This is a genomic window from Nonomuraea sp. NPDC048892 (assembly GCF_040649735.1).
In the GTDB taxonomy this organism is placed as follows: domain Bacteria; phylum Actinomycetota; class Actinomycetes; order Streptosporangiales; family Streptosporangiaceae; genus Nonomuraea; species Nonomuraea maheshkhaliensis.
Map to the genome: position 1 here is coordinate 150,476 of NZ_JBEZFZ010000013.1, position 19,187 is coordinate 169,662.

Here is a 19,187-nt window from a genome sequence, read left to right on the forward strand (position 1 = left end):
GGAAACTTCAGTTAATACTTCTGAAGTCTACTGAATATGGTGGAGGTGGTTCGCGACAGACATGCGATGAACCACGTTCACCCGAGGAGCGGCATCCCCAGCGGAAAGACCGCGGGCACCCCCGAGACGCGCCATCGGCGCGGGTGCCCGGCACGGCAAGGTTTCTGTCAGAAGCGCGTCAGAGCGCGTCTCCGCAGCAGGGAACACCATGTTCACAACAATCCTCCATGTCTCGGCGGCGACGTCCGCCTCCCTTGAGACCCGGCACCTGTCCCTTCTCATGCTCACCGTACTGATCACGCTGGCGGTGGGGGCCCTGCGGGCCCTCCTCCGGCGTACGCAGGTGATCGTCGTGGTGGGCGGCGCGAGCGTCATGCTGACGATCATCGCCGTCCTGGCCGTCGCCTATCTGGTCACCCTTGGAACGGCCTGACCCGCCGCGGGCCCGGCGACCCGAAAGCCCCAGCTCAGGGGGTGTACGGCCGGCGCCGGGCCGATGGTCACGATGCGTGACTCTGTGCTTTTGGACACAGAGCAGTGGCCTGCTGTTAGAAGCTCGGTGGAAGCGGCAACAACCACCTTGGGCGTTCTGAGAGCCGTTTTCACGACAAACAGAAGGACTTTCTCCCATGTCGTCTGAGGCCACCGGAAGGTCGACCCTCACCGTCGTGTCCGGCCTCTCCAGAAACGCCATCATCGTCAGGCTCGAAGGCGAGCTGGACGTCGGCGCGCTGCCGATCTTCAAGGAGCACCTGCAGCGCATCTGGGATCTTCCTCCCAAGGCCTTTCTGGTCCTGGATCTGAGCGAGGTCTCGTTCTGCGACTCCATGGGGCTGAACGAGCTCGTCGACATCATGCAGCGCTGCGAGTCCAGGGGCACCAGGCTGCTGCTCGGCGGGGTGCAGGGGGTCATGGCGCGGGTGCTGGCGATCACCGGGTTGCGGCATGCCTTCGAGGTGTTCGCCAGGCTGGACGACGCGTTGCGGGTGACCGCCGCCTCGTCCTAGCTCTCAGCCCACGTGCGGCGTGCCGCGCAGGACCGCGCCCGCCGCCCGCAGCTCCTCCACCGCCGCCTCCGTGGTCTCCGGCGCCACCCCGGCCGTCAGGTCGAGCAGGACCCTGACCTTGAGCCCGTGCCGCACGGCGTCGAGCGCGGTGGCGCGTACGCAGTGGTCGGTGGCGATGCCCACCACGTCCACCTCGTCCACCCCGCGCTCGCGCAGCCAGTCGGCCAGCGGCTCCCCGTCGCTCGACGTGGCCTCGAACCCGCTGTAGGCCGCGCTGTAGGCCCCCTTGCTGAAGACCTCCTCGACCTCGGACACGTCGAGCGAGGGATGGAAGTCTGCGCCGGGCGTGCCGGCCACGCAATGGGCGGGCCAGGTGGAGGCGTAGTCGGGCTCGGAGGCGAAGTGGTCGCCGGGGGAGACGTGGTGGTCACGGGTCGCCACGACGTGGTCGTAGCCGTGGTCGGTCACGTGGCGGGTGATCGCCGCCGCCACCTCGGAGCCCCCGGCCACGGCCAGGCTCCCGCCTTCGCAGAAGTCGTTCTGCACGTCCACGATGATCAGCGCACTGCCCATGGGCAGAACGATACGTCAGACGAATTCCGTGGAGATGGCCGCGTACCCCCGGCCGAGGTGGAGGGCCTCCTGGGGGAGGGCGGCGACGGTGGCGGCGTGGCGTTCGCGGGCGGCGTCCAGGGGTTCGCGGCCGACGACCTCGCCGTCGCGGACGAGCTCGTGCAGGAGGGGGATGCCGCCTTCGGGGACGCGGCCGCCGGTGGTGATCAGCTCGGTCTCAAGACGGCCCGACTCGTCGAGCAGCCGGTATGCCTCCTTGCGACCCCCGCGCGACGGCTTGCCCACCGAGCGCTTGGCCACGGGCTGCAGCTTGCCGCCGGCCGTCTCCCTGGCCACCAGCTTGTAGACCAGCGCCGCCGTCGGCACGCCCGAGCCGGTCACCAGGGAGGTGCCCACGCCGTAGCCGTCCACGGGGGCGGCGGCCAGGGCGGCGATGGCGTACTCGTCGAGGTCGGAGGTGACCAGGATGCGGGTGTCGAAGGCGCCGAGCGCGTCGAGCTGCTCTCGCACCTCCTGCGCCGCCGCCGCGAGGTCGCCCGAGTCGATGCGGACCGCGCCCAGCTTCGGACCGGCCAGCGCCACGGCCGTGCGTACCGCCTCCGCCACGTCGTAGGTGTCGACCAGCAGGGTCGTCTCGGGCCCGAGCGTGGCGATCTGGGCCTCGAACGCGGCCCGCTCCGAGTCGTGCAGCAGGGTGAACGCGTGCGCCGCCGTGCCGGCCGTGGGCACGCCGTACAGGTGCCCGGCCATCAGGTTGGAGGTGGAGGCGAACCCGGCGATGTACGCGGCCCTGGCGGCGGCCACGGCGGCGACCTCGTGGGTGCGCCGCGAGCCCATCTCGATGATCGGCCGTTTGCCGGCCGCGTTCGTCATGCGGGACGCGGCCGAGGCGATGGCGCAGTCGTGGTTGAGTATCGACAGCGTGACCGTCTCCAGCAGCACGGCCTCGGCGAACGTGCCCTCCACCACCATGATCGGGGAGGCGGGGAAGTAGACGTCGCCCTCGCGGTAGCCGTAGACGTTCCCGGAAAACCGGTAATCGGCGAGAAACGCCAGAGTGCTGTCGTCGACGACATGATGCTCACGCAGATAGGTGAGTTCCTCGTCACCGAAACGGAAGCGTTCGAGCTGGTCGAGGACCCGTCCCGTTCCTGCGACGACGCCGTAGCGGCGCCCACCTGGCAGATGGCGGGCGAACACCTCGAAAACCGCGCGTCTTTGGGCCGCGCCGCTGCGCAGGGCGGCCTGCAGCATCGTCAGCTCATAGTGATCTGTGAGCAACGCAGTGCTCATGGTCATTCTCACGACTCGAAGACTACGGCCCAGATAGGGCAGACTCGGGGATGTGGGTAGCACCGCTCCAATCACCGTCGAGCGTCCGTCATCGGACGTCCGGCCCGATCTGCCGTGGGTGACCATCGTCTGGAACGACCCGGTCAACCTCATGTCCTACGTGACCTATGTCTTCCAAACGGTCTTCGGTTATCCGAAGGAGAAGGCCGAGAAGCTGATGCTGGACGTGCACCACAAAGGCAAGGCGGTCGTGTCCAGCGGCACGCGCGAGGAGATGGAAAGGGATGTGCAGATTCTCCACTCCTACGGCCTGTGGGCGACGGTCCAGCAGGATTCGAACAAATGAGGCACGAGTTGGGGCCGGCATCGGGGTCAGCGAGGTGGCACTGGTGACTTCCGGATTCTCGCGCGGCAAGGACGGCGCGGTCGTCACCGTGTTCGAGCCGGCGGAGGTCTCGCTGCTGCGCTCGCTCGTCTCCATGATGCTCGGCATCGTCTCGCCGGGGCAGACCAGTGAAGACCCGCTGGAGCGGGCGCTGGGCATCGGCGACAGCGCGGCGCCGTCCGATCCGGTGCTGGCCAGGCTCTTCCCGTCGGCGTACCAGGACGACAAGGAGGCGGCCGAGTTCCGCCGCTACACCGAGGCCACGCTGCGCGACGGCAAGCGGGCCGACGCGCGGACCGTCCACGAGACGGCCAGGGCGGGGCGGGCCGAGCTGACGTCTGAGGAGGCCCAGGCGTGGCTGCGCGCGCTCAACGACCTGCGCCTGACGCTCGGCACCAAGCTCGACGTGACGGAGGAGGTCCATGACGAGGTCGCCGTGATGTCCGAGGACGACCCCCGTTACCCGGCTTACGTCACCTACGACTGGCTGACCTACCTCCAGGACAGCCTGGTCCGAGCCCTCTGGTAGCTTCCGGGCATGCTGTCGATCTCGCAGGAATTGGTGGACAAGATCGTCGCGCATGCGCGGGCCGACCATCCCGACGAGGCGTGCGGCGTCATCGCGGGCAAGAACGGGGTGCCCGAGCGGTTCATCCCCATGGAGAACGCCGAGCGCTCGCCCACGTTCTACCGCTTCGACTCGATGGAGCAGTTCAGGGTCTGGCGCGAGATGGACGACCGGGACGAGGAGCCCGTCGTCATCTACCATTCCCACACCGCCACCGAGGCGTACCCGTCGCGCACCGACGTCTCCTACGCCTCCGAGCCCGGCGCCCACTACGTCCTGGTCTCCACGCGGGACGAGGACGAGGTGGAGTTCCGCTCGTACCGCATCCTCGAAGGTGTGATCACGGAGGAAGAGGTAAGGTTTCTCCCATGATGGCCAGACCTGTGCAGAGCTTCCTGTTCGCACACACTCCGGTTGTCGTCCTCTACGACTGTTCCTGAGCTGGAATCCGCATCCAGCCGTCGGCGTTGCATGCCGATGGGACGACGACCTTTCTGAGGAGACTGACCGCGATGGCCATCGAGGTTCGCATTCCGACCATCCTGCGTAACTACACCGACGGGGCCAAGGCCGTGAACGCCGAGGGCGCCACCCTTGAGGAGCTGATCAGCAACCTCGAGTCGGCCCACCCCGGCATCAAGGACCGCCTGGTCGACCAGGGCGCCCTGCGCCGCTTCGTCAACGTCTACCTGAACGACGAGGACGTGCGCTTCCTCGGCGGCCTCGGCACGCCGGTGTCCGACGGCGACACGGTGACCGTCCTTCCCGCCGTCGCCGGCGGATGACATGCGGTTCGACTCGCTGATCGACTCGGTCGGCCGCACGCCCCTGGTCGGGCTGCCGAGGTTGTCGCCCTCCGCCGACGTACGGATCTGGGCCAAGCTCGAAGACCGCAACCCGACCGGGTCGATCAAGGACAGACCGGCCCTGTGGATGATCCAGGAGGCCGAGAAGGAAGGCCGGCTCACGCCGGGCTGCACGATCCTGGAGCCCACCAGCGGCAACACCGGCATCTCGCTGGCCATGTCGGCCAAGCTCAAGGGCTACAAGCTCATCTGCGTGATGCCGGAGAACACCTCGGAGGAACGCCGCCAGCTGCTGCGGATGTGGGGAGCGGAGATCATCTCCTCGCCCGCGGCGGGCGGCTCCAACGAGGCCGTACGCGTGGCCAAGGGCCTGGCGGCCGAGAACCCGTCCTGGGTGATGCTCTACCAGTACGGCAACCCGGCCAACTGGCGCTCCCACTACGAGGGCACCGGCCCCGAGCTGCTGGAGGACCTGCCCACCATCACCCACTTCGTGGCCGGGCTTGGCACGACGGGGACCCTGATGGGGGTCGGGCGGTTCCTGCGCGAGCGGGTGCCCGGCGTGCGCATCGTCGCGGCCGAGCCGCGTTACGGCGAGCTTGTCTACGGGCTGCGCAACGTGGACGAGGGCTTCATCCCCGAGCTCTACGACGAGTCCGTGCTGACCACCCGGTTCTCGGTGGGCTCGGCCGACGCGCTGCGGCGCACCCGCGAGCTGCTGGCCACCGAGGGCATCTTCGCCGGCGTCTCCACCGGGGCCGCGCTGCACGCGGCGCTGGGCGTGGCCGCGAAGGCGGTCAAGGAGGGCGAACGGGCCGACATCGCGTTCGTGGTGGCCGACGGGGGCTGGAAATACCTGTCCACGGGGGCGTACGAGGGCACGCTGGAAGAGGCTGAGGAGCGTCTCGAAGGCCAGCTCTGGGCCTGAGGGGCTGCGTCACGAGGCTGCGTCACGAGGTTGGGGGCCGGTTCCGGGCCTGATCCTCAGGGCACGTGAAGAGGCGGCCGGTCCGATCGGACCGGCCGCCTCTCGTCGTCCAGCGGACGAGCGGGTCAGTTGAACAGCAGTCGCAGCGAGAACGTCGCCTCGGTGTCGCTCTGCGTGCCGCTCAGGCCGACCGCCCGCAGCACCTGCGCGTTGGCCTTGTCGTCGCCCTGCATGGACGCCAGGTACAACTTCTCCACCTTGTCCAGGTCCACGAAGAGCGCGTAGTTCACGTCGTCCGCGTTCGGGATCGCCGTCTGGAACGTCTCCGAGTCGCCCAGCGTGCCCTCACCGGCCAGCTTCTTGGCGTACTCGTCCGTCGTCGCCACCGCGAGGACGCCGTCACCGGCGACCTTGGCGATCTGGGGAGCGGCCTGGCCGTTCTGGCTCAGCGCCTGCGTGACCTTGTCGAGGACCGCCTGCGCCTTGGCCGGGTCGGTGACGATGCGCACGCCGCCCTTGATCTGGTCGCTGTCGAGGCCCTCGCTGTCCACGGCGACGGTGAAGTTCTGGCCCACGAACGTGGCCAGGTCGTCGGGCAGCTTCAACCCCAGCGAGGTCTCGGCCTGCTGGAGCAGCTGCTTGATCTGCGCCCCGCCGGCCGCCGCGGCCTGCTTCTCGATCTCGGCCCACTGCTTCTTGACGACCTGGTCCAGGCCGGAGATCGACAGCGCGCCGGCCGTGGTGGCGGGCAGGGTGCCCAGAGCGGCCTTGGGCAGGTCGCCCTCGGGGGTCATGCCCTTCGCGCCCCTGACGAGCCCGGCCAGCTCGACGTAGGCGCTGTCGAAGCGCAGGGCGCCGGCGAACCTGGCGTCCTTGATCATGTCGAGCGCCGCCTGCTGGTCGGTGCCGACCTCCTTCTTGGCCAGGTCGAGCAGGCCGCCCATGTCGGCCCAGAACGACAGCACGCCCTGCTCGCCGACGGCGCCCATGTCGTCGCTGAACTCGGCGTTGTCGGACAGGCTGTCCTCGCCCTGCGCGTACTTGTCGGCCAGCGCCTGCGTGGTGCTCAGCAGCGCGTAGTCCTCACGGAAGGCGATGCCGTACTCCTCGCCCTTCATGAGCTTGGCGATGCCGTTCTTGGCCAGCTCCTGGTCCTTGATCTGGATGGCCACCGCGAAGTCGGGCTCCTCCTTGCCGGAGGGCACGGCCGCGAAGCCGACCCGGCTGCCCAGCCATGGGTCGACGTCCTTGGCGAAGTCGACCTTGCTGTCCTCGCCGTCGTTGAGCGTCTCGAACAGCGCCTTGCGCGGGTCCTCGCCGGTGAACTTGTCCTTGGTGACGGTGAACTTCCTGGCCAGCTGGAACAGCGCCAGCTTCTGGTTCGCCGCCGGGTCGAGGTCGAGGCGGGCGTAGGCGATGGAGTTGCCGGGCAGGACGTCGTTCGGCTGCGTGCCGCCGCCGCCGAAGGCGCCCACGGCCCACACCGCGCCGCCGCCCAGGAGCACCACCGCGAGTGCCGCGGCGATGGCGATCACCCAGTTCTTGCGGCCCTTCTTGGCGGGCTCGGGCGGGCCGAAGCCCTCGGGGCCCTGCTGCTGCCAGCCGCCCTGGGCGTACTGGTCCTGCTGCTGCCAGCCCTGCTCCTGCTGCCAGCCACCCTGCTGGGGCTGCTGCTGCCAGCCACCCTGCTGTCCCGGCTGTCCCTGCTGTTGCTGCTGCCAGCCACCTTGCTCCTGCTGCCAGCCTTGCTGCGGTTGCTGTTGCCAGCCGCCCTGGGCCTGCTGGCCGCCGTACTGGTCCTGCTGACCGTACTGCTGGCCCTGCTGGCCGTACTGCGCGTCATACGGGGGCTGCTGCTGGCCGTACTGGTTGCCGGAAGAGGGCTGCTGGCCGTAGGACGCCTGCTGCCCGTAGGCACCCTGCCCCTGCTGCTGGCCATACTGCTGCTGCGGCGGGTACGGCTGCCCCGGATACTGCGCCGTCGGCGCGCTCTCCGGCTGCTGCCCCTGGTTCCAGTTGTACGCCGTGGTCCGGTCAGGATCCTGGCCATAGGGGGGATTGTTCGCAGACATCACTCAACTCACAATGTGGACTTTTGACCACAGAGAAGGTAGCTGATGTTGCTATACGGGCGCTTGCAATGTGCTGAAGTCGAAATTAGACCCGGTTGAGTTCTTTCCTCAGCACGTCGATGTGGACCTCGCCGCCCCCGTAATCCAGGACGTTCTCCCACGGAACGAACGTGCATCCCACGTACACGATGCGGGCCAGCGTCCGGGAGAGCCAGGCCGATCGGCCCTGGCGATCGCGCGTGAGGCCGAGCAGCAGCGGCGCCCGCCGCATCGAGACGACCAGGCCGTAGACGGTGTGGCTCTGCTGCAGCTCGCCCCTGTGCTTGACGACCCGGATGTCCACCACGAATCCGACCCACACCCCGTTGGAGTCCCAAACGGACTGACCCAGGAGTTCGGTGACACTTGCCATGATCAAACGTTGTCAGTCGAATCATGTTTTCGCAGGTAGGCGCGCTGATGGGCGAATGCTCTAGAGTCTCTAGAACATGGTTCCAGACTGGAGGCGGGCGGGAATGACGAAGTTCGACGAGGCCACCCAGGCGATCAGGGCCGACGAGAACACCTACGACGTGTGCCTCGACCCGGGATACGCGATCGGCGGGCCGCTCAACGGCGGTTACCTGATGGCCGTGATCCTGCGTGCGGCGGTGGACGCCTCGCCGTTCGAGCATCCGGTGAGCACCACGGCGCAGTTCCTCAAGGTGCCGGCCGCGGGCCCGGCGCAGGTCAGGATCGAGCCGCTCAAGGCGGGCCGGACGGTCGCGTTCGCCAGGGCGACGCTCGTGCAGGACGGCGTCGCGCGGATCGAGGCGTTGATCACCACGGCCACGCTGAACGACGCCGAGCCGATTTATAGCGATAAAGCCACTTATGAGATGCCTCACATTGACGAGTGCGCCAAACTGCCCGAACCGAAGCCCGAGTCGGGGATGACGCTCAACGCCCAGATGGAGCTGCTCTTCGACCCGCCCACGATCGGCTGGCTCAAGGGCGAGCCCTCCGGCAGGCCGGAGTCGCGGGCCTACTTCAGGCTGGCCGAGCCCCAGGACCCCGACCCGTACGTGCTGGCCCTGGCCGTCGATGCCCTCCCACCTGTCGTCTTCTCCGCCGGCGCGCGCGGCTGGGCGCCCACCGTGGACCTCACCTGGCACCTGCGCGCCCTGCCCGCGCCCGGCTGGCTCACCCTGCTCGGCAGCGGCCGGCTGGTCTCCGACGGCTGGTTCGACGAGGAGGTCGAGGTGCGCGACTCCACCGGCCGCCTCGTCGCCCAGGCCCGCCAGCTCGCCCGGGTGGGCCGAGGCTGACCGGCCATGATGTGACCAAGACAACACCGCGTCACGCTCAGATGTCGTACCTGTGAGCATTCTTACGCAGTGTTGATCGTGCAGGTCGCCTACCCTCTAAGCGTGCCGGACGCGAGTATTGGGATCTTCGACAGCGGGGTCGGCGGCCTGACGGTCGCCCGGGCGATCATCGACCAGTTGCCTCACGAGTCCATCACCTACGTGGCCGACACGGCCCGCCAGCCGTACGGGCCGAAGCCGATCGCCGAGCTTCGCGCGTACGCGCTGGAGGTCATGGACCACCTGGTCGAGCAGAACGTCAAGATGCTCGTGATCGCGTGCAACAGCGCCAGTGCCGCCGTGCTGCGCGACGCCCGCGAGCGCTACGACATGCCCGTCGTCGAGGTGATCATGCCGGCCACCAGGCGCGCGGTGCGAGCCACCCGCAACGGCAAGGTCGGCGTGATCGCCACCAGGGCCACCATCGCCTCGATGGCCTATCACGACGCCTTCACCGCGGCGCCCGACGTACAGCTCACCGGCGTGGCCGCCCCACGCCTGGTGGACTACGTCGAGCGGGGAGAGACGATGAGCGACGAGCTCATCGAGGTCGTCCGCGAATATCTCGAGCCCGTCAGGGCCGCCGGATGCGACACGATCATCCTCGGCTGCACCCATTATCCGCTGCTCACCGGCGCGATCTCGTACGTCGCCGGTGAGGGGGTCACGCTGATCTCCAGCGCCGATGAGACGGCGAAGGACGTCTACCGCATCCTGCACGACCGCGACCTGGCGGCCGGCAACGGAGCCACCCCCCGGCACCGTTTCCGCGCCACCGGCGACTCCCTGCTCTTCGCCCGGCTCGGGCGACGTTTCCTGGGCCCGGAGATCGACGTGGTCGAAGTCGCACCAGTGGGGGGTACTACCTATAACGGGAGGCCCACATGAAGGTGACCATCGTCGGTTGTTCCGGGAGCTACCCCGGCCCCGACAGCCCAGCATCCTGCTACCTCCTCGAAACGGACGGGTTCAGGATGCTGCTCGACCTCGGCAGCGGGTCGCTGGGCGCGTTGCAACGTCACGTCGGCATCTACGACGTGGACGCCATCTGCCTGTCACACCTGCACGCCGACCACTGTCTCGACATCTGCGGCTATCACGTGGCCCGCACCTACGGGCCCGGGGCCCCCTATCCCCTCGTCCCCGTCTACGCGCCCGCCGACGCGCCCCGGCGGCTGGGGGCGGCGTACGGCATGCCGGACGAGCCGGGTCTGGAGACCGCCTTCGAGTTCCGTACGCTGACGCCGGGCGTGTACGAGATCGGGCCGTTCACGCTCACCGCCGGCCTGGTCAACCACCCCGTCGAGGCGTACGGCTTCCGCGTCGCCAACGGCACCAGGAGCATCGCCTACTCCGGCGACACGGGCGAGACCGACGAGCTGGTCAAGCTGGCGGCCGGCGCCGACCTGCTGCTGTGCGAGGCGTCGTTCGTGGAGGGCCCCGACCTGCCCACCGGCCTGCACCTGACCGGCCGCCAGGCGGCCGCGCACGCCGCCAAGGCCGACGTCGGCCAGCTCGTGCTCACCCACCTGGTCCCCTGGAACGACCAGGCCACGGTCCTGGAGGAGGCGTGCGGCGGCGGCTACGACGGCCCGGTCGAGCTGGCCCGCAGCGGGGTCGTCTACGACCTGAGCTGAGCCGCCGCGGCGAGCCGCCGGAGCGGCCTGCTACCACCTGAACTGAGCCGCTGAGGTGAGCGCGGAGCAGCCTGCTATGACCTGGCTTCGACCTCGGAGAACTCGCGCATCCGCGGCAGCGGCGAGAACAGCAGCGGCACGAACGCCAGCAGCCGGCCGGCCATGAGCACCCACAGGGTCTGCCGCACCCCTACCTGCTGGGCGACCAGCCCGCCCATCAGCGCACCCAGCGGCATGATGCCCCAGGTCATGAAGCGCACCGAGGCGTTGACCCGGCCGAGCAGATGTTCGGGGGTGACGAGCTGGCGGTAGGTGGTCTGGCCCACGTTCATCAGCGTCGCGCTCCACGAGATCATGATCGAGGTGATCGCGAAGCACACCACCCGCCAGTCGGGCTGCGTCATCGGCAGGAGCAGGCCGAACGGCGCGCCGATGGTGACGGCCAGCCAGGTCATCCTGGCGCTGCCGACCCGCCGCGCCAGCCAACCTCCGGTCAGGCCGCCCAGCAGGCCGCCGATGCCGCCCGACATGAGCAGCGCCCCGACCGCGCCGGGGCTCAGCCGGACGGTCTCGGCCAGGAACAGCACCGACAGGGCCAGCACGCCGCTCACGCACATGTTGCCGATCGCCGACGAGGCCACGAATGCCCGTAACAGGCGGTGGTGCCACAAATAGGAGAGCCCCTCGCCGATGCCCCGCAGCAGCGGCGTGCGCTCGACGTCGGCGGGCGGTTTGTCCGGCGCCTTGATCGTGGCCAGCAGCAGCACCGAGGCGAGCGCGCCGAGCGCGGTGGCCATCATCGTGCGTGGTGCGCTCAGCAGCTGCACGAGCGTGCCGCCCACGCCGGGCCCCGCCAGGAACGCCCCCGCGCGGACCACCTCCAGCTTGGCGTTGCCGTCGGTCAGCTGCCCGGCGCTGATCAGATCGGGCAGGTACGTCTGGTCGGCCACGTCGTTGAACACCTGGGACACGCCGGCCAGCAGCGCGACCACGAACATCATCTCGATCGTCAGCAGTCCCAGCGCGGACGCCACGGGAATGCTGCCGAGCAGCACGAACTTCGTCAGGTCGGACACCATCATCACCCGGCGTTTGCGCATCCGGCCGACCCACACGCCCGCGGGCAGCCCGAGCAGAAGGAACGCCAGCGTCTGTAACGACGACAGCACCCCCACTTCCGCCGGACCGGCATGCAGAGCAAGCACGGCCACCAGCGGAAGCGCCACGCGGGAAATATTCGCTCCGAGTTCGTTCGCGACGTGCGAACTGAGGAATCGGAGGAAGTCAGGGTTTCGCAACACCCCCGTTGTCATTGCGTAAGGATCCATGTGACGGACACATTTGGTCAAGGGTGTCGCGTCGCGGAGATAGGGTGATCTGCATGTCCAGACAGGATGGCCGCAACCCTGACCAGCTTCGCCCCATTACCATCACCAGGCAATGGCTGACCCATGCCGAAGGCTCGGTGCTGGTCGAATTCGGCGGGACCCGGGTGTTGTGCGCGGCGTCGGTCCAGGACAGCGTGCCGCGCTGGCGCAGAGGCAGCGGCCAGGGCTGGGTTACGGCCGAATACGCGATGTTGCCGCGAGCGACCAATACTCGTAACGATCGCGAATCGGTCCGCGGCAAAATCGGCGGCCGGACCCACGAGATTTCCCGGTTGATCGGGCGTTCGCTGCGTGCCTGCGTCGATTACAAGGCGTTGGGAGAAAACTCCATTCTGCTCGACTGCGACGTCCTTCAGGCCGACGGCGGCACCAGGACGGCGGCGATCACCGGCGCCTACGTCGCGCTCGCCGACGCGGTCGCGTGGATGCGCGAGCGGCGCATGTGCCCGGGAGACCCGCTCATCGGCTCGGTCGCGGCCGTGTCCGTCGGCGTGGTCGGCACGGTCCCGATGCTCGACCTCTGCTACACCGAGGACGTCGCGGCAGAGACCGACATGAACGTGGTGATGACCGGCGAGGGCAGCTTCGTCGAGGTGCAGGGCACCGCCGAGGGCGCGCCCTTCGACCGCGGGGCCCTCGACCGCCTCCTCGACCTGGCCGTGGCCGGCTGCGCGGAGCTGACCTCGATCCAGCAGGAGGCCCTGCGCGCAGGGGAGCGGTCATGAGGATCGTGCTGGCCACCCGCAACACGGGCAAGATCGCGGAGCTGCGCCGCATCCTGTCCGGGTTCGACGTCGTCGGGCTGGAGGAGTTCCCCTCGATCGGCGAGGTCGCCGAGACCGGCGTCACGTTCGAGGAGAACGCCCTGCTCAAGGCGCACGCCGTCGCCAAGGGCTCCGGCCTGCCCGCGGTGGCCGACGACTCGGGGCTCTGCGTCGACGTGCTCAACGGCATGCCGGGCGTCTTCTCCGCCCGCTGGGCCGGAAACCACGGCGACGACCGCGCCAACCTCGACCTGCTGCTGGCCCAGATCTCCGACGTGCCCGCCGAGCGGCTGAGCGCCCACTTCGCCTGCGCCGCCGCGCTCGCGCTGCCGTCGGGCGAATACCGGGTGGTGGAGGGCACGCTGCCGGGCCGCCTCGTCATGACGCCGCGGGGGTCCAACGGGTTCGGCTACGACCCGATCTTCGTGCCCGACGGCGACGAGCGCACGACGGCCGAGATGACGGCCGAGGAGAAGGACGCGATCAGCCATCGGGGCCGGGCCTTCCGCGGGCTGGCGCCGATCGTGCGCGAGCTGCTCGGCTCGTGACCATCGCCGAGGTGCTCGGCTCGTAACCATCGCGTAAGAAGTCCGTCGCCGCCGGAGACGTACCTTCGGAAGTGTGCAGAGGAATGTAATGGTGCCGGCCTGGGCGGGAGCCCTGGCGGGACTGGTGTCCGGAGGCGTGGCCCTCGGGATCGCGCAGCTCGCGGCCGGGCTCGTCGGGCCGCAGACGTTTCCCGTGGTGGCCGTCGGCGACGCGGCCGTCGACCTGACGCCCGCCCCCCTCAAGGACTTCGCGATCAGGACGTTCGGCGAGAACGACAAGGCCGTGCTCATCGGCGGGGTGCTGGTCGTGCTCGCCGCGGTGGCCGCGCTCATCGGGGCGCTGGCCCGCCGCCGGCTCACCTACGGCTTCGCGGGGCTGGCCGCGTTCGGGGTGATCGGGCTCCTCGCGGTGCTGACCCGGCCGGACGCCGGGCCCCTCGACGCCGTGCCGACCGTGATCGGCGTGGCCGTCGGCTGCTGGGCGCTGTCCTGGCTGATACGCCGCGCGTCCGGCGGCCGGATCCCCGCGCGCGTCCCGGACTCCGCTTTCGCCCCGGACCCCGCCTTCGCCCCCGCCGCCACGGTGGCGGCGCCGGCGGCGAGGCCCGCGGCCGGTGACGGGCGGCCGGAGGATGAGCCGGACGCCGAGCCGGACATCGGGCCGGACGCCGAGCGGCCCGCCGTGATGCGGGCAGGTGACGAGCTGCGCGCCTTCGACCGGCGGCGGCTGATCACCGGCGCCGCCGGCGGCGTGGTGGTCGCCGGGGCGGCGGCCCTGCTCGGACGGCAGTTCGGCGGGCGCCAGGCCCTGGACGCCGCCCGGGTGGGCGTGGCGCTGCCCAAGCCGGCCACCCCCGCCAAGCCCCTCCCCGCGGGCACGGACCTGCGCATCCGCGGCCTGTCGCCGTTCGTCACCCCCAACAGCGACTTCTACCGCGTCGACACCGCGCTCGTCGTCCCCCAGGTCGATCCGAACGACTGGAGCCTGCGCATCCACGGGCTGGTGGACCGCCCGGTCGAGCTCACCTACGCCGACCTGCTGAAGATGCCGCTCACCGAGGCCGACGTCACCCTGACCTGCGTCTCCAACGAGGTCGGCGGCCCCTATGTGGGCAACGCCCGCTGGCTCGGCGTTCGGATGGCCGACGTGCTGCGTCAGGCGGGGCTGCGTTCCGACGCCGACATGCTGCTGTCCACCTCGGCCGACGGCTTCACCTGCGGCACCCCGGTCGACGTGGTGATGGACGGCCGCGACGCGCTGTTCGCGGTCGCGATGAACGGCGAGGTGCTGCCGGTGGACCACGGATTCCCCGTGCGCCAGGTGGTGCCCGGCCTGTACGGATACGTCTCGGCCACCAAGTGGGTCGTGGACATCAAGGTGACCAGGTTCGACGCCGACGAGGCGTACTGGACGCCCAGGGGCTGGTCCGAGAAGGGCCCCATCAAGACGCAGTCGCGCATCGACCTGCCGGCCTACGGCGACTCCATGAAGCCCGGTCGTACCACGATCGCCGGCGTGGCCTGGGCCCAGCACACCGGCGTGGACGCCGTCGAGGTGCGGGTGGACCGGGGGGAGTGGCGGCAGGCGAAGCTGGCCGCCGTGCCGGGGCCCGACACGTGGCGGCAGTGGTCGATCGACTGGGACGCGACGGCGGGGGAGCACACGCTGGAGGTACGGGCGACCGACGCCCACGGGCGTACGCAGACCGACCGGCTGGCGCCGCCCGCGCCCGACGGGGCGACCGGCTGGCACGCCGTCACCGTCCGGGTGGGCTGAGGTTTGCCGCGTTTGCCCAGGTAAGTGGGATGATCGGGGCGGAGGATTTCGCCGACTTCGCCTCGTGGCCCTCGTGTCGGCTCTACGATCGTTCGTCGAGCATGACAGGAGGCAGGCCGTGTTCCGCGAGCGCAAGCCGAGTGTCCCGCGCGCCCTTCCGGGGGTGGCCTACAACCCGATCGTGGCGGACGGGGTGCGGTGGCTCGACTACGAGCGGGCCGCCGAGCCCGTCCCCGACGACCATGACCCCGCATCCGGCGACCACCATTCCGGGCCCGAGTATCGCCGCTCCGGGGCCCGCGAGTGCCGTTCCGGGGCCACTGAGTGCCGCTCCGAGCCCCACGAGTGCCGGCCCGGGTCTCACGAGTGCCGCCCCGAGGGGGGCGAGGGCCCGCACGTCCTGGAGTTGCCGGAGTACGACTGGTTCGACCTGCCGCACCGCCCGCCCAGCCTGGCCCGCAGCCGCCCGTACGGGGTGTCAGGAGGGCTCGCCGAGCCCGACCCGCAGGTGGAGCGGGACCTGGCCGACGCGCTGCGGCCGGGGGCCCGCTTTCCCGACCCGCGCGGCACCTGGGTGCGGCTGGTCAACGGCTCAGGGCCCGCCGACGACCCGTTCCGCGCCTCCAACGCCGCCGACTGCGCGCTGGCCGTGCTGTCCACCTGGCACGGCGAGCCCGCGACGGCCGCGCCACGGCTGCCCGAGTACGACCGGATCGGCCGGCCCGCGCTGACCGGGGAGCGGGGCAGCGTGGCCAGGATCGAGCGCTGGGTCGGGCACCGGCTGCAGTACGCGGGCCAGGGGCGGCACGCGTACCCGATGATCGAACGGCGGCTGCTGGACGCGGGCCACGGAGCCGCGGCGGTCATCGTGGTGCGCTGGCCAGGGGGCGGCTCGCACGCCTGGAACGCGGTCAACTTCGACGGCGAAGTGATCTGGATCGACGCGCAGCGGGGCCACATGTCGGTCGAGCCGCCGTACCGGACGGTGACGGGGGTGTTCTGCGTGATACTCGACCGCGGGGGGCGGCCGCGATGACCACGGAGGCGATGACCACGGAGGCGATGGCCATGGAGACGATGAACATGGAGGAGGCCAGGGCGCTGGCCGAGGAGTACTTCAACGGGGCCCGCGTGGGGGATGAGCCGCTGCCGGTGGGCGTGTACGCGTTCGACGGCGGTTACGTGGCCTGGATCCGGGACCTGGAGCCCGACGACCCCGCCAGGCTGCCGGAGACGGCAGGGGGCGGATGCGTGGTCATCGACCGGGTGACGGGCGAGGTGGTGGCCAGGCCGCTGCTCGACCCGGAGACCGTGGCCGAACTCTGGCCGGGCCGCACCCCCCGCTGACCCTCACCAGAGGGCCCGCTAACCGTGGGCCCTGACCGCTTCCCGACGTCGCGGCCTCACCGGAGGCCCTGACTGTTTTGCGACTGTTTTGCGGGGTCGCGTCATCACGCTGCGTGACGTCGAGGCCGGGCGCCGCCCCCATGAGACGCCCGGCCTCCTCTGTGCCTTCTATCCGGATATTTCTGCTTTATTCGACTAAGGGGCTTTCGTCCGGCTCACCCCGCCGCGAGCGACGCGACGATCGACGCCCGCGCCGCGCGCCGGCCGGGAAGCACCGCCGCCAGCACGCCCGCCACCCCCGACAGCGCCACGAGCAGCACGATCGACGCGAACGGCACATCCAGCAGGGCTCCGTCCAGCATCGCCCGAATCGCGGCCCAGCCGAAGACGACCCCGAGCACGACGCCTACCAACGCCCCCACGACCCCGAGCACCAGCGCCTCGATGGACAACATGCGGCGCAGCTGCGGCCGGGTCAGGCCCAGGGCCCGCAGCATGGCCGACTCCCTCGTCCGCTCGTGGACCGACAGCGAGAGCGTGTTCGCGATCCCCAGCAGCGAGATCAGGACCGCCAGCCCGAGCAGCCCCGTGATGATCATGAGCAACATGTCGAGGGTCTCGTCGAACTGCCCGCGTACCTCCGTCGAACTGCTCACCCGCACGGCCGGATAGGCGGCGACGGCGGCGTCCACCACCGCGCGGGCCCGCTCGGCCGCCACCCCGTCCCTGATGCCGATCATCACCAGCGAGTCGGGCACCGCGCCGAAGTACGCGTCGAAGGAGGGCTCAGCGAGCGTGACCGGCGGCAGCGACGACTGGTCGCCGTCGAGCAGCGCGACCACCTCCAGCGACACCGTCCCGGCCCGCTCGGTCCGCAGCTCCACCGTGTCGCCCACCCGCACGCCGAGCCGGGCGGCCGAGGTGTCCTCCAGCGCGGCCCGGCCCGGGCCGAGACCGTTCAGGGAGCCGGAGACGACGTGCGGCTCGACGGGCCCCGTGAAGGTCCCCGCGATCGTGCGCCGGCCCGCCACCGTCGCGTCGGCCTGACGGATCTGCGTCACGGACGCCAGCTCCGGCCTGCCGCGCAGCCCCTCCGCCACCGAGCGCGGGATGACCGCGTCGCGCTTCTGGCCGGCCAGCAGGTAGTCGATGGGGAACTGCTCGTCCAGCTTGGCCGTCATCGTCAGCCGGGTGGAGGCGGTCACCACCGAGATCAGCGTCATCAACGTCACCCCGATCGTGAGCGCCACCGTGGTGGTCGCGGCCCGCTTCGGGTTGCGGCCAGAATTGTCCACCGCCAGGCGGCCCGGCACCCCGAACAGCCTGCGCGGGATCCAGCCCACCAGCGCGCTCAGCGGCCTGACCAGCACCGGGCCCAGCACGAGCACCGCCAGGAACGTCAGCGCGCCCCCGGCCATGACGACGAGCAGCGTGACCTGCTGCCCGGGAACGAGGACGAACGCGCCCGCTCCGGTCGTGCCGAGCCCCGCCAGCAGCAGGATCGCGGCCACCACGGCGCGGGCCGGACCGGCGCGGAACGCCGGCTCCTCGCTCTGGCCGCGCAGCGCGGCGATCGGCGGCACCCGCGTGGCCGACCTGGCCGGCAGCAGCGCCGCGCCGACCGTGACCAGCAGGCCGACGGCCAGACCGGTCGCGATCGTGGCCGGCGTGAGCGCGATGCCCGCGTTCGAGGGCAGCGGGGAGTCGACCGCGCGCAGCACGGCCAGGGTGGCCGCGGCCAGGCCGTACCCGATGAGCAGGCCCAGTGCGGAGGCCAGCGCGCCCACGACGGCCGACTCCAGCACGATCGAGCCGAACACCTGCCCGCGCGTGGCCCCGACGCAGCGCAGCAGCGCCATCTCCCGCGTCCGCTGGGCGACGAGGATGGCGAAGGTGTTGTAGATGACCAGCGCGGCCACCAGCATCGCCACGACGCCGAACAGCAGCAGCCCCGTCGTGAGCATGGCGGTCTCCGTCCCGGCCGCCCTGGCCAGGTCGTCGGCCAGCTCCGTGCCCGTCTTGACCTGGTACGAGCCGCCGGCGGCCGCCGCCACCGCCTCCTTCACCGCCTCCTTCAGCCCGGGCCCGCCGCCCGCGACGTCGATCTCGGCGTACCCCTTCGCGCCGGTCATGCGCCGGGCCACGTCCGGGGTGAAGCCGACCGCGCCGGTGTAGGCCAGCGTCTGGTCCACGCCGGTGTCGATCAGGCCGACCAGCCGGAACCGGTGCCCGGTCTCCTTGCCGTCCAGCACCGTGATCGTGTCGCCGAGCCGGAAGCCCTGGGCCTTGGCGGTGTTCTCGTCCAGCACGGCGGCCTGATCATCGGTGCCCGGGCCGGTGCCGGCGACGACGTTCGTGCGGTCGAGCGGGCCTGTGACGATCGACAGGGCGGTGGTCGGGACGTCGCCCACCGTCTTGCCGTCCTTGCCCAGCACGGGCGCGCTGCCGCGGATCAGGCCCTCGGCCCGCGTCACCCCGGGCAGCGCCCTGATCCGGTCCAGCGCCTGCTCCGGCAGCCTGCCTCCGGCCGGTCCTGGCAGCACGGCCACGTCCACCTTGTCCGCGTCGGCCGTCACCCGCTGCGCGAAGCCGGCCTGGGCGGTGTCGTTCAGCACGAACGTGCCCGCGATGAAGCCCACCCCGAGCATGATCGCCAGTGATGTGAGCAGCAGCCTGAGCCGGTGCGCACGCAACCCGGCCAGCGCGGCCCTCAGCACCGCACACCTCCGGCGAGCGCGATCGTCCGCA

Annotated in this window: 21 protein-coding genes; 15 read left to right on the top strand and 6 right to left on the bottom strand. The window is 70.4% G+C overall.

Annotated elements, in window-relative coordinates:
- Positions 1 to 208 precede the first annotated feature (208 nt).
- Positions 209 to 433 carry a hypothetical protein gene (locus tag AB0C28_RS34760; protein WP_357859136.1) on the top strand — a complete coding sequence of 75 codons (225 nt, stop codon included), beginning with the start codon at positions 209 to 211 and terminating at the stop codon, positions 431 to 433.
- Between the two features lie 196 nt (positions 434 to 629).
- Entirely contained in the window at positions 630 to 1,007 is a 378-nt protein-coding gene (locus tag AB0C28_RS34765) for an STAS domain-containing protein (protein ID WP_346114208.1), read from the top strand.
- 3 nt (positions 1,008 to 1,010) lie between these two features.
- Here AB0C28_RS34765 and AB0C28_RS34770 read toward each other — a convergent pair whose 3' ends face one another.
- Both AB0C28_RS34770 and AB0C28_RS34775 read right to left on the bottom strand, forming a co-directional pair.
- On the bottom strand, positions 1,011 to 1,580 hold the full coding sequence (locus AB0C28_RS34770) for a nicotinamidase (RefSeq protein WP_357859132.1): 570 nt from the start codon (positions 1,578 to 1,580) through the stop codon (positions 1,011 to 1,013).
- A 15-nt stretch (positions 1,581 to 1,595) separates the two neighbouring features.
- Positions 1,596 to 2,879, bottom strand: a complete 1,284-nt coding sequence (locus tag AB0C28_RS34775) for a nicotinate phosphoribosyltransferase (protein ID WP_357859129.1) — start codon at positions 2,877 to 2,879, stop codon at positions 1,596 to 1,598.
- 46 nt (positions 2,880 to 2,925) lie between these two features.
- On the opposite strand from AB0C28_RS34775, the gene clpS reads away from it, so the two are divergent.
- The 5 genes from clpS (at position 2,926) to AB0C28_RS34800 (ending at position 5,560) form a co-directional block, all read left to right on the top strand.
- A complete protein-coding gene (gene clpS, locus AB0C28_RS34780) occupies positions 2,926 to 3,219 on the top strand; it encodes an ATP-dependent Clp protease adapter ClpS (RefSeq protein WP_357859126.1) in 294 nt (97 codons plus the stop codon).
- Positions 3,220 to 3,262: 43 nt separating this feature from the next.
- Positions 3,263 to 3,787 (top strand): DUF2017 domain-containing protein, encoded by a 525-nt coding sequence (locus AB0C28_RS34785; protein ID WP_357859123.1) that lies wholly within the window; start codon positions 3,263 to 3,265, stop codon positions 3,785 to 3,787.
- Between the two features lie 9 nt (positions 3,788 to 3,796).
- Positions 3,797 to 4,198, top strand: coding sequence for a M67 family metallopeptidase (locus tag AB0C28_RS34790; RefSeq protein ID WP_346114215.1), 402 nt, complete (start codon positions 3,797 to 3,799; stop codon positions 4,196 to 4,198).
- A gap of 140 nt (positions 4,199 to 4,338) precedes the next feature.
- Positions 4,339 to 4,611, top strand: coding sequence for a MoaD/ThiS family protein (locus AB0C28_RS34795; RefSeq protein ID WP_106248253.1), 273 nt, complete (start codon positions 4,339 to 4,341; stop codon positions 4,609 to 4,611).
- 1 nt (position 4,612) lies between these two features.
- Positions 4,613 to 5,560: a cysteine synthase gene (locus tag AB0C28_RS34800; RefSeq protein ID WP_357859119.1), complete on the top strand. Its 948-nt coding sequence runs from the start codon at positions 4,613 to 4,615 to the stop codon at positions 5,558 to 5,560.
- A gap of 125 nt (positions 5,561 to 5,685) precedes the next feature.
- Here AB0C28_RS34800 and AB0C28_RS34805 read toward each other — a convergent pair whose 3' ends face one another.
- Both AB0C28_RS34805 and AB0C28_RS34810 read right to left on the bottom strand, forming a co-directional pair.
- Positions 5,686 to 7,632: a DUF3352 domain-containing protein gene (locus tag AB0C28_RS34805; RefSeq protein WP_358080056.1), complete on the bottom strand. Its 1,947-nt coding sequence runs from the start codon at positions 7,630 to 7,632 to the stop codon at positions 5,686 to 5,688.
- Positions 7,633 to 7,717: 85 nt separating this feature from the next.
- Positions 7,718 to 8,044: a hypothetical protein gene (locus AB0C28_RS34810; RefSeq protein ID WP_346114220.1), complete on the bottom strand. Its 327-nt coding sequence runs from the start codon at positions 8,042 to 8,044 to the stop codon at positions 7,718 to 7,720.
- A gap of 103 nt (positions 8,045 to 8,147) precedes the next feature.
- Between AB0C28_RS34810 and AB0C28_RS34815 the strand changes: the two genes are divergently transcribed.
- The 3 genes from AB0C28_RS34815 (at position 8,148) to AB0C28_RS34825 (ending at position 10,615) form a co-directional block, all read left to right on the top strand.
- Positions 8,148 to 8,939 (top strand): thioesterase family protein, encoded by a 792-nt coding sequence (locus tag AB0C28_RS34815; protein ID WP_357859113.1) that lies wholly within the window; start codon positions 8,148 to 8,150, stop codon positions 8,937 to 8,939.
- 102 nt (positions 8,940 to 9,041) lie between these two features.
- Positions 9,042 to 9,866 (top strand): glutamate racemase, encoded by an 825-nt coding sequence (gene murI, locus AB0C28_RS34820; RefSeq protein ID WP_346114222.1) that lies wholly within the window; start codon positions 9,042 to 9,044, stop codon positions 9,864 to 9,866.
- Positions 9,863 to 10,615 (top strand): MBL fold metallo-hydrolase, encoded by a 753-nt coding sequence (locus AB0C28_RS34825; RefSeq protein WP_357859109.1) that lies wholly within the window; start codon positions 9,863 to 9,865, stop codon positions 10,613 to 10,615. The genes murI and AB0C28_RS34825 overlap by 4 nt, the downstream gene beginning before the upstream one ends.
- Before the next feature lie 74 nt (positions 10,616 to 10,689).
- On the opposite strand, the gene AB0C28_RS34830 is transcribed toward AB0C28_RS34825, so the two are convergent.
- Positions 10,690 to 11,943: an MFS transporter gene (locus AB0C28_RS34830; protein ID WP_358080057.1), complete on the bottom strand. Its 1,254-nt coding sequence runs from the start codon at positions 11,941 to 11,943 to the stop codon at positions 10,690 to 10,692.
- Between the two features lie 53 nt (positions 11,944 to 11,996).
- Here AB0C28_RS34830 and rph point away from each other — a divergent pair, with 53 nt between their 5' ends.
- The 5 genes from rph (at position 11,997) to AB0C28_RS34855 (ending at position 16,439) form a co-directional block, all read left to right on the top strand.
- Entirely contained in the window at positions 11,997 to 12,728 is a 732-nt protein-coding gene (rph, locus tag AB0C28_RS34835) for a ribonuclease PH (protein WP_357859104.1), read from the top strand.
- Positions 12,725 to 13,315 (top strand): RdgB/HAM1 family non-canonical purine NTP pyrophosphatase, encoded by a 591-nt coding sequence (gene rdgB / locus AB0C28_RS34840; RefSeq protein WP_357859101.1) that lies wholly within the window; start codon positions 12,725 to 12,727, stop codon positions 13,313 to 13,315. Before rph ends, rdgB begins: the two co-directional genes overlap by 4 nt.
- 88 nt (positions 13,316 to 13,403) lie before the next feature.
- Complete coding sequence (locus AB0C28_RS34845; RefSeq protein ID WP_358080088.1) at positions 13,404 to 15,092, top strand: molybdopterin-dependent oxidoreductase; 1,689 nt, start codon at positions 13,404 to 13,406, stop codon at positions 15,090 to 15,092.
- A 73-nt stretch (positions 15,093 to 15,165) separates the two neighbouring features.
- Positions 15,166 to 16,128 (top strand): toxin glutamine deamidase domain-containing protein, encoded by a 963-nt coding sequence (locus AB0C28_RS34850; protein WP_358080058.1) that lies wholly within the window; start codon positions 15,166 to 15,168, stop codon positions 16,126 to 16,128.
- Positions 16,125 to 16,439 carry a hypothetical protein gene (locus AB0C28_RS34855; RefSeq protein WP_358080059.1) on the top strand — a complete coding sequence of 105 codons (315 nt, stop codon included), beginning with the start codon at positions 16,125 to 16,127 and terminating at the stop codon, positions 16,437 to 16,439. The genes AB0C28_RS34850 and AB0C28_RS34855 overlap by 4 nt, the downstream gene beginning before the upstream one ends.
- A gap of 215 nt (positions 16,440 to 16,654) precedes the next feature.
- Here the strand turns inward: AB0C28_RS34855 and AB0C28_RS34860 are convergent, their stop codons facing one another.
- Entirely contained in the window at positions 16,655 to 19,156 is a 2,502-nt protein-coding gene (locus AB0C28_RS34860; RefSeq protein WP_358080060.1) for an FtsX-like permease family protein, read from the bottom strand.
- Positions 19,157 to 19,187 lie beyond the last annotated feature (31 nt).

Excerpts from the sequence above, each read along its gene's own strand:
- AB0C28_RS34760 (WP_357859136.1), top strand. The coding sequence starts at position 209 with ATGTTCACAACAATCCTCCATGTCTCGGCGGCGACGTCCGCCTCCCTT.
- AB0C28_RS34765 (WP_346114208.1), top strand. The coding sequence starts at position 630 with ATGTCGTCTGAGGCCACCGGAAGGTCGACCCTCACCGTCGTGTCCGGC.
- AB0C28_RS34770 (WP_357859132.1), bottom strand. The coding sequence starts at position 1,580 with ATGGGCAGTGCGCTGATCATCGTGGACGTGCAGAACGACTTCTGCGAA.
- AB0C28_RS34775 (WP_357859129.1), bottom strand. The coding sequence starts at position 2,879 with ATGACCATGAGCACTGCGTTGCTCACAGATCACTATGAGCTGACGATG.
- AB0C28_RS34790 (WP_346114215.1), top strand. The coding sequence starts at position 3,797 with ATGCTGTCGATCTCGCAGGAATTGGTGGACAAGATCGTCGCGCATGCG.
- AB0C28_RS34795 (WP_106248253.1), top strand. The coding sequence starts at position 4,339 with ATGGCCATCGAGGTTCGCATTCCGACCATCCTGCGTAACTACACCGAC.
- AB0C28_RS34800 (WP_357859119.1), top strand. The coding sequence starts at position 4,613 with ATGCGGTTCGACTCGCTGATCGACTCGGTCGGCCGCACGCCCCTGGTC.
- AB0C28_RS34805 (WP_358080056.1), bottom strand. The coding sequence starts at position 7,632 with ATGTCTGCGAACAATCCCCCCTATGGCCAGGATCCTGACCGGACCACG.
- AB0C28_RS34810 (WP_346114220.1), bottom strand. The coding sequence starts at position 8,044 with ATGGCAAGTGTCACCGAACTCCTGGGTCAGTCCGTTTGGGACTCCAAC.
- AB0C28_RS34815 (WP_357859113.1), top strand. The coding sequence starts at position 8,148 with ATGACGAAGTTCGACGAGGCCACCCAGGCGATCAGGGCCGACGAGAAC.
- AB0C28_RS34825 (WP_357859109.1), top strand. The coding sequence starts at position 9,863 with ATGAAGGTGACCATCGTCGGTTGTTCCGGGAGCTACCCCGGCCCCGAC.
- AB0C28_RS34830 (WP_358080057.1), bottom strand. The coding sequence starts at position 11,943 with ATGGATCCTTACGCAATGACAACGGGGGTGTTGCGAAACCCTGACTTC.
- rph (WP_357859104.1), top strand. The coding sequence starts at position 11,997 with ATGTCCAGACAGGATGGCCGCAACCCTGACCAGCTTCGCCCCATTACC.
- rdgB (WP_357859101.1), top strand. The coding sequence starts at position 12,725 with ATGAGGATCGTGCTGGCCACCCGCAACACGGGCAAGATCGCGGAGCTG.
- AB0C28_RS34845 (WP_358080088.1), top strand. The coding sequence starts at position 13,404 with ATGGTGCCGGCCTGGGCGGGAGCCCTGGCGGGACTGGTGTCCGGAGGC.
- AB0C28_RS34855 (WP_358080059.1), top strand. The coding sequence starts at position 16,125 with ATGACCACGGAGGCGATGACCACGGAGGCGATGGCCATGGAGACGATG.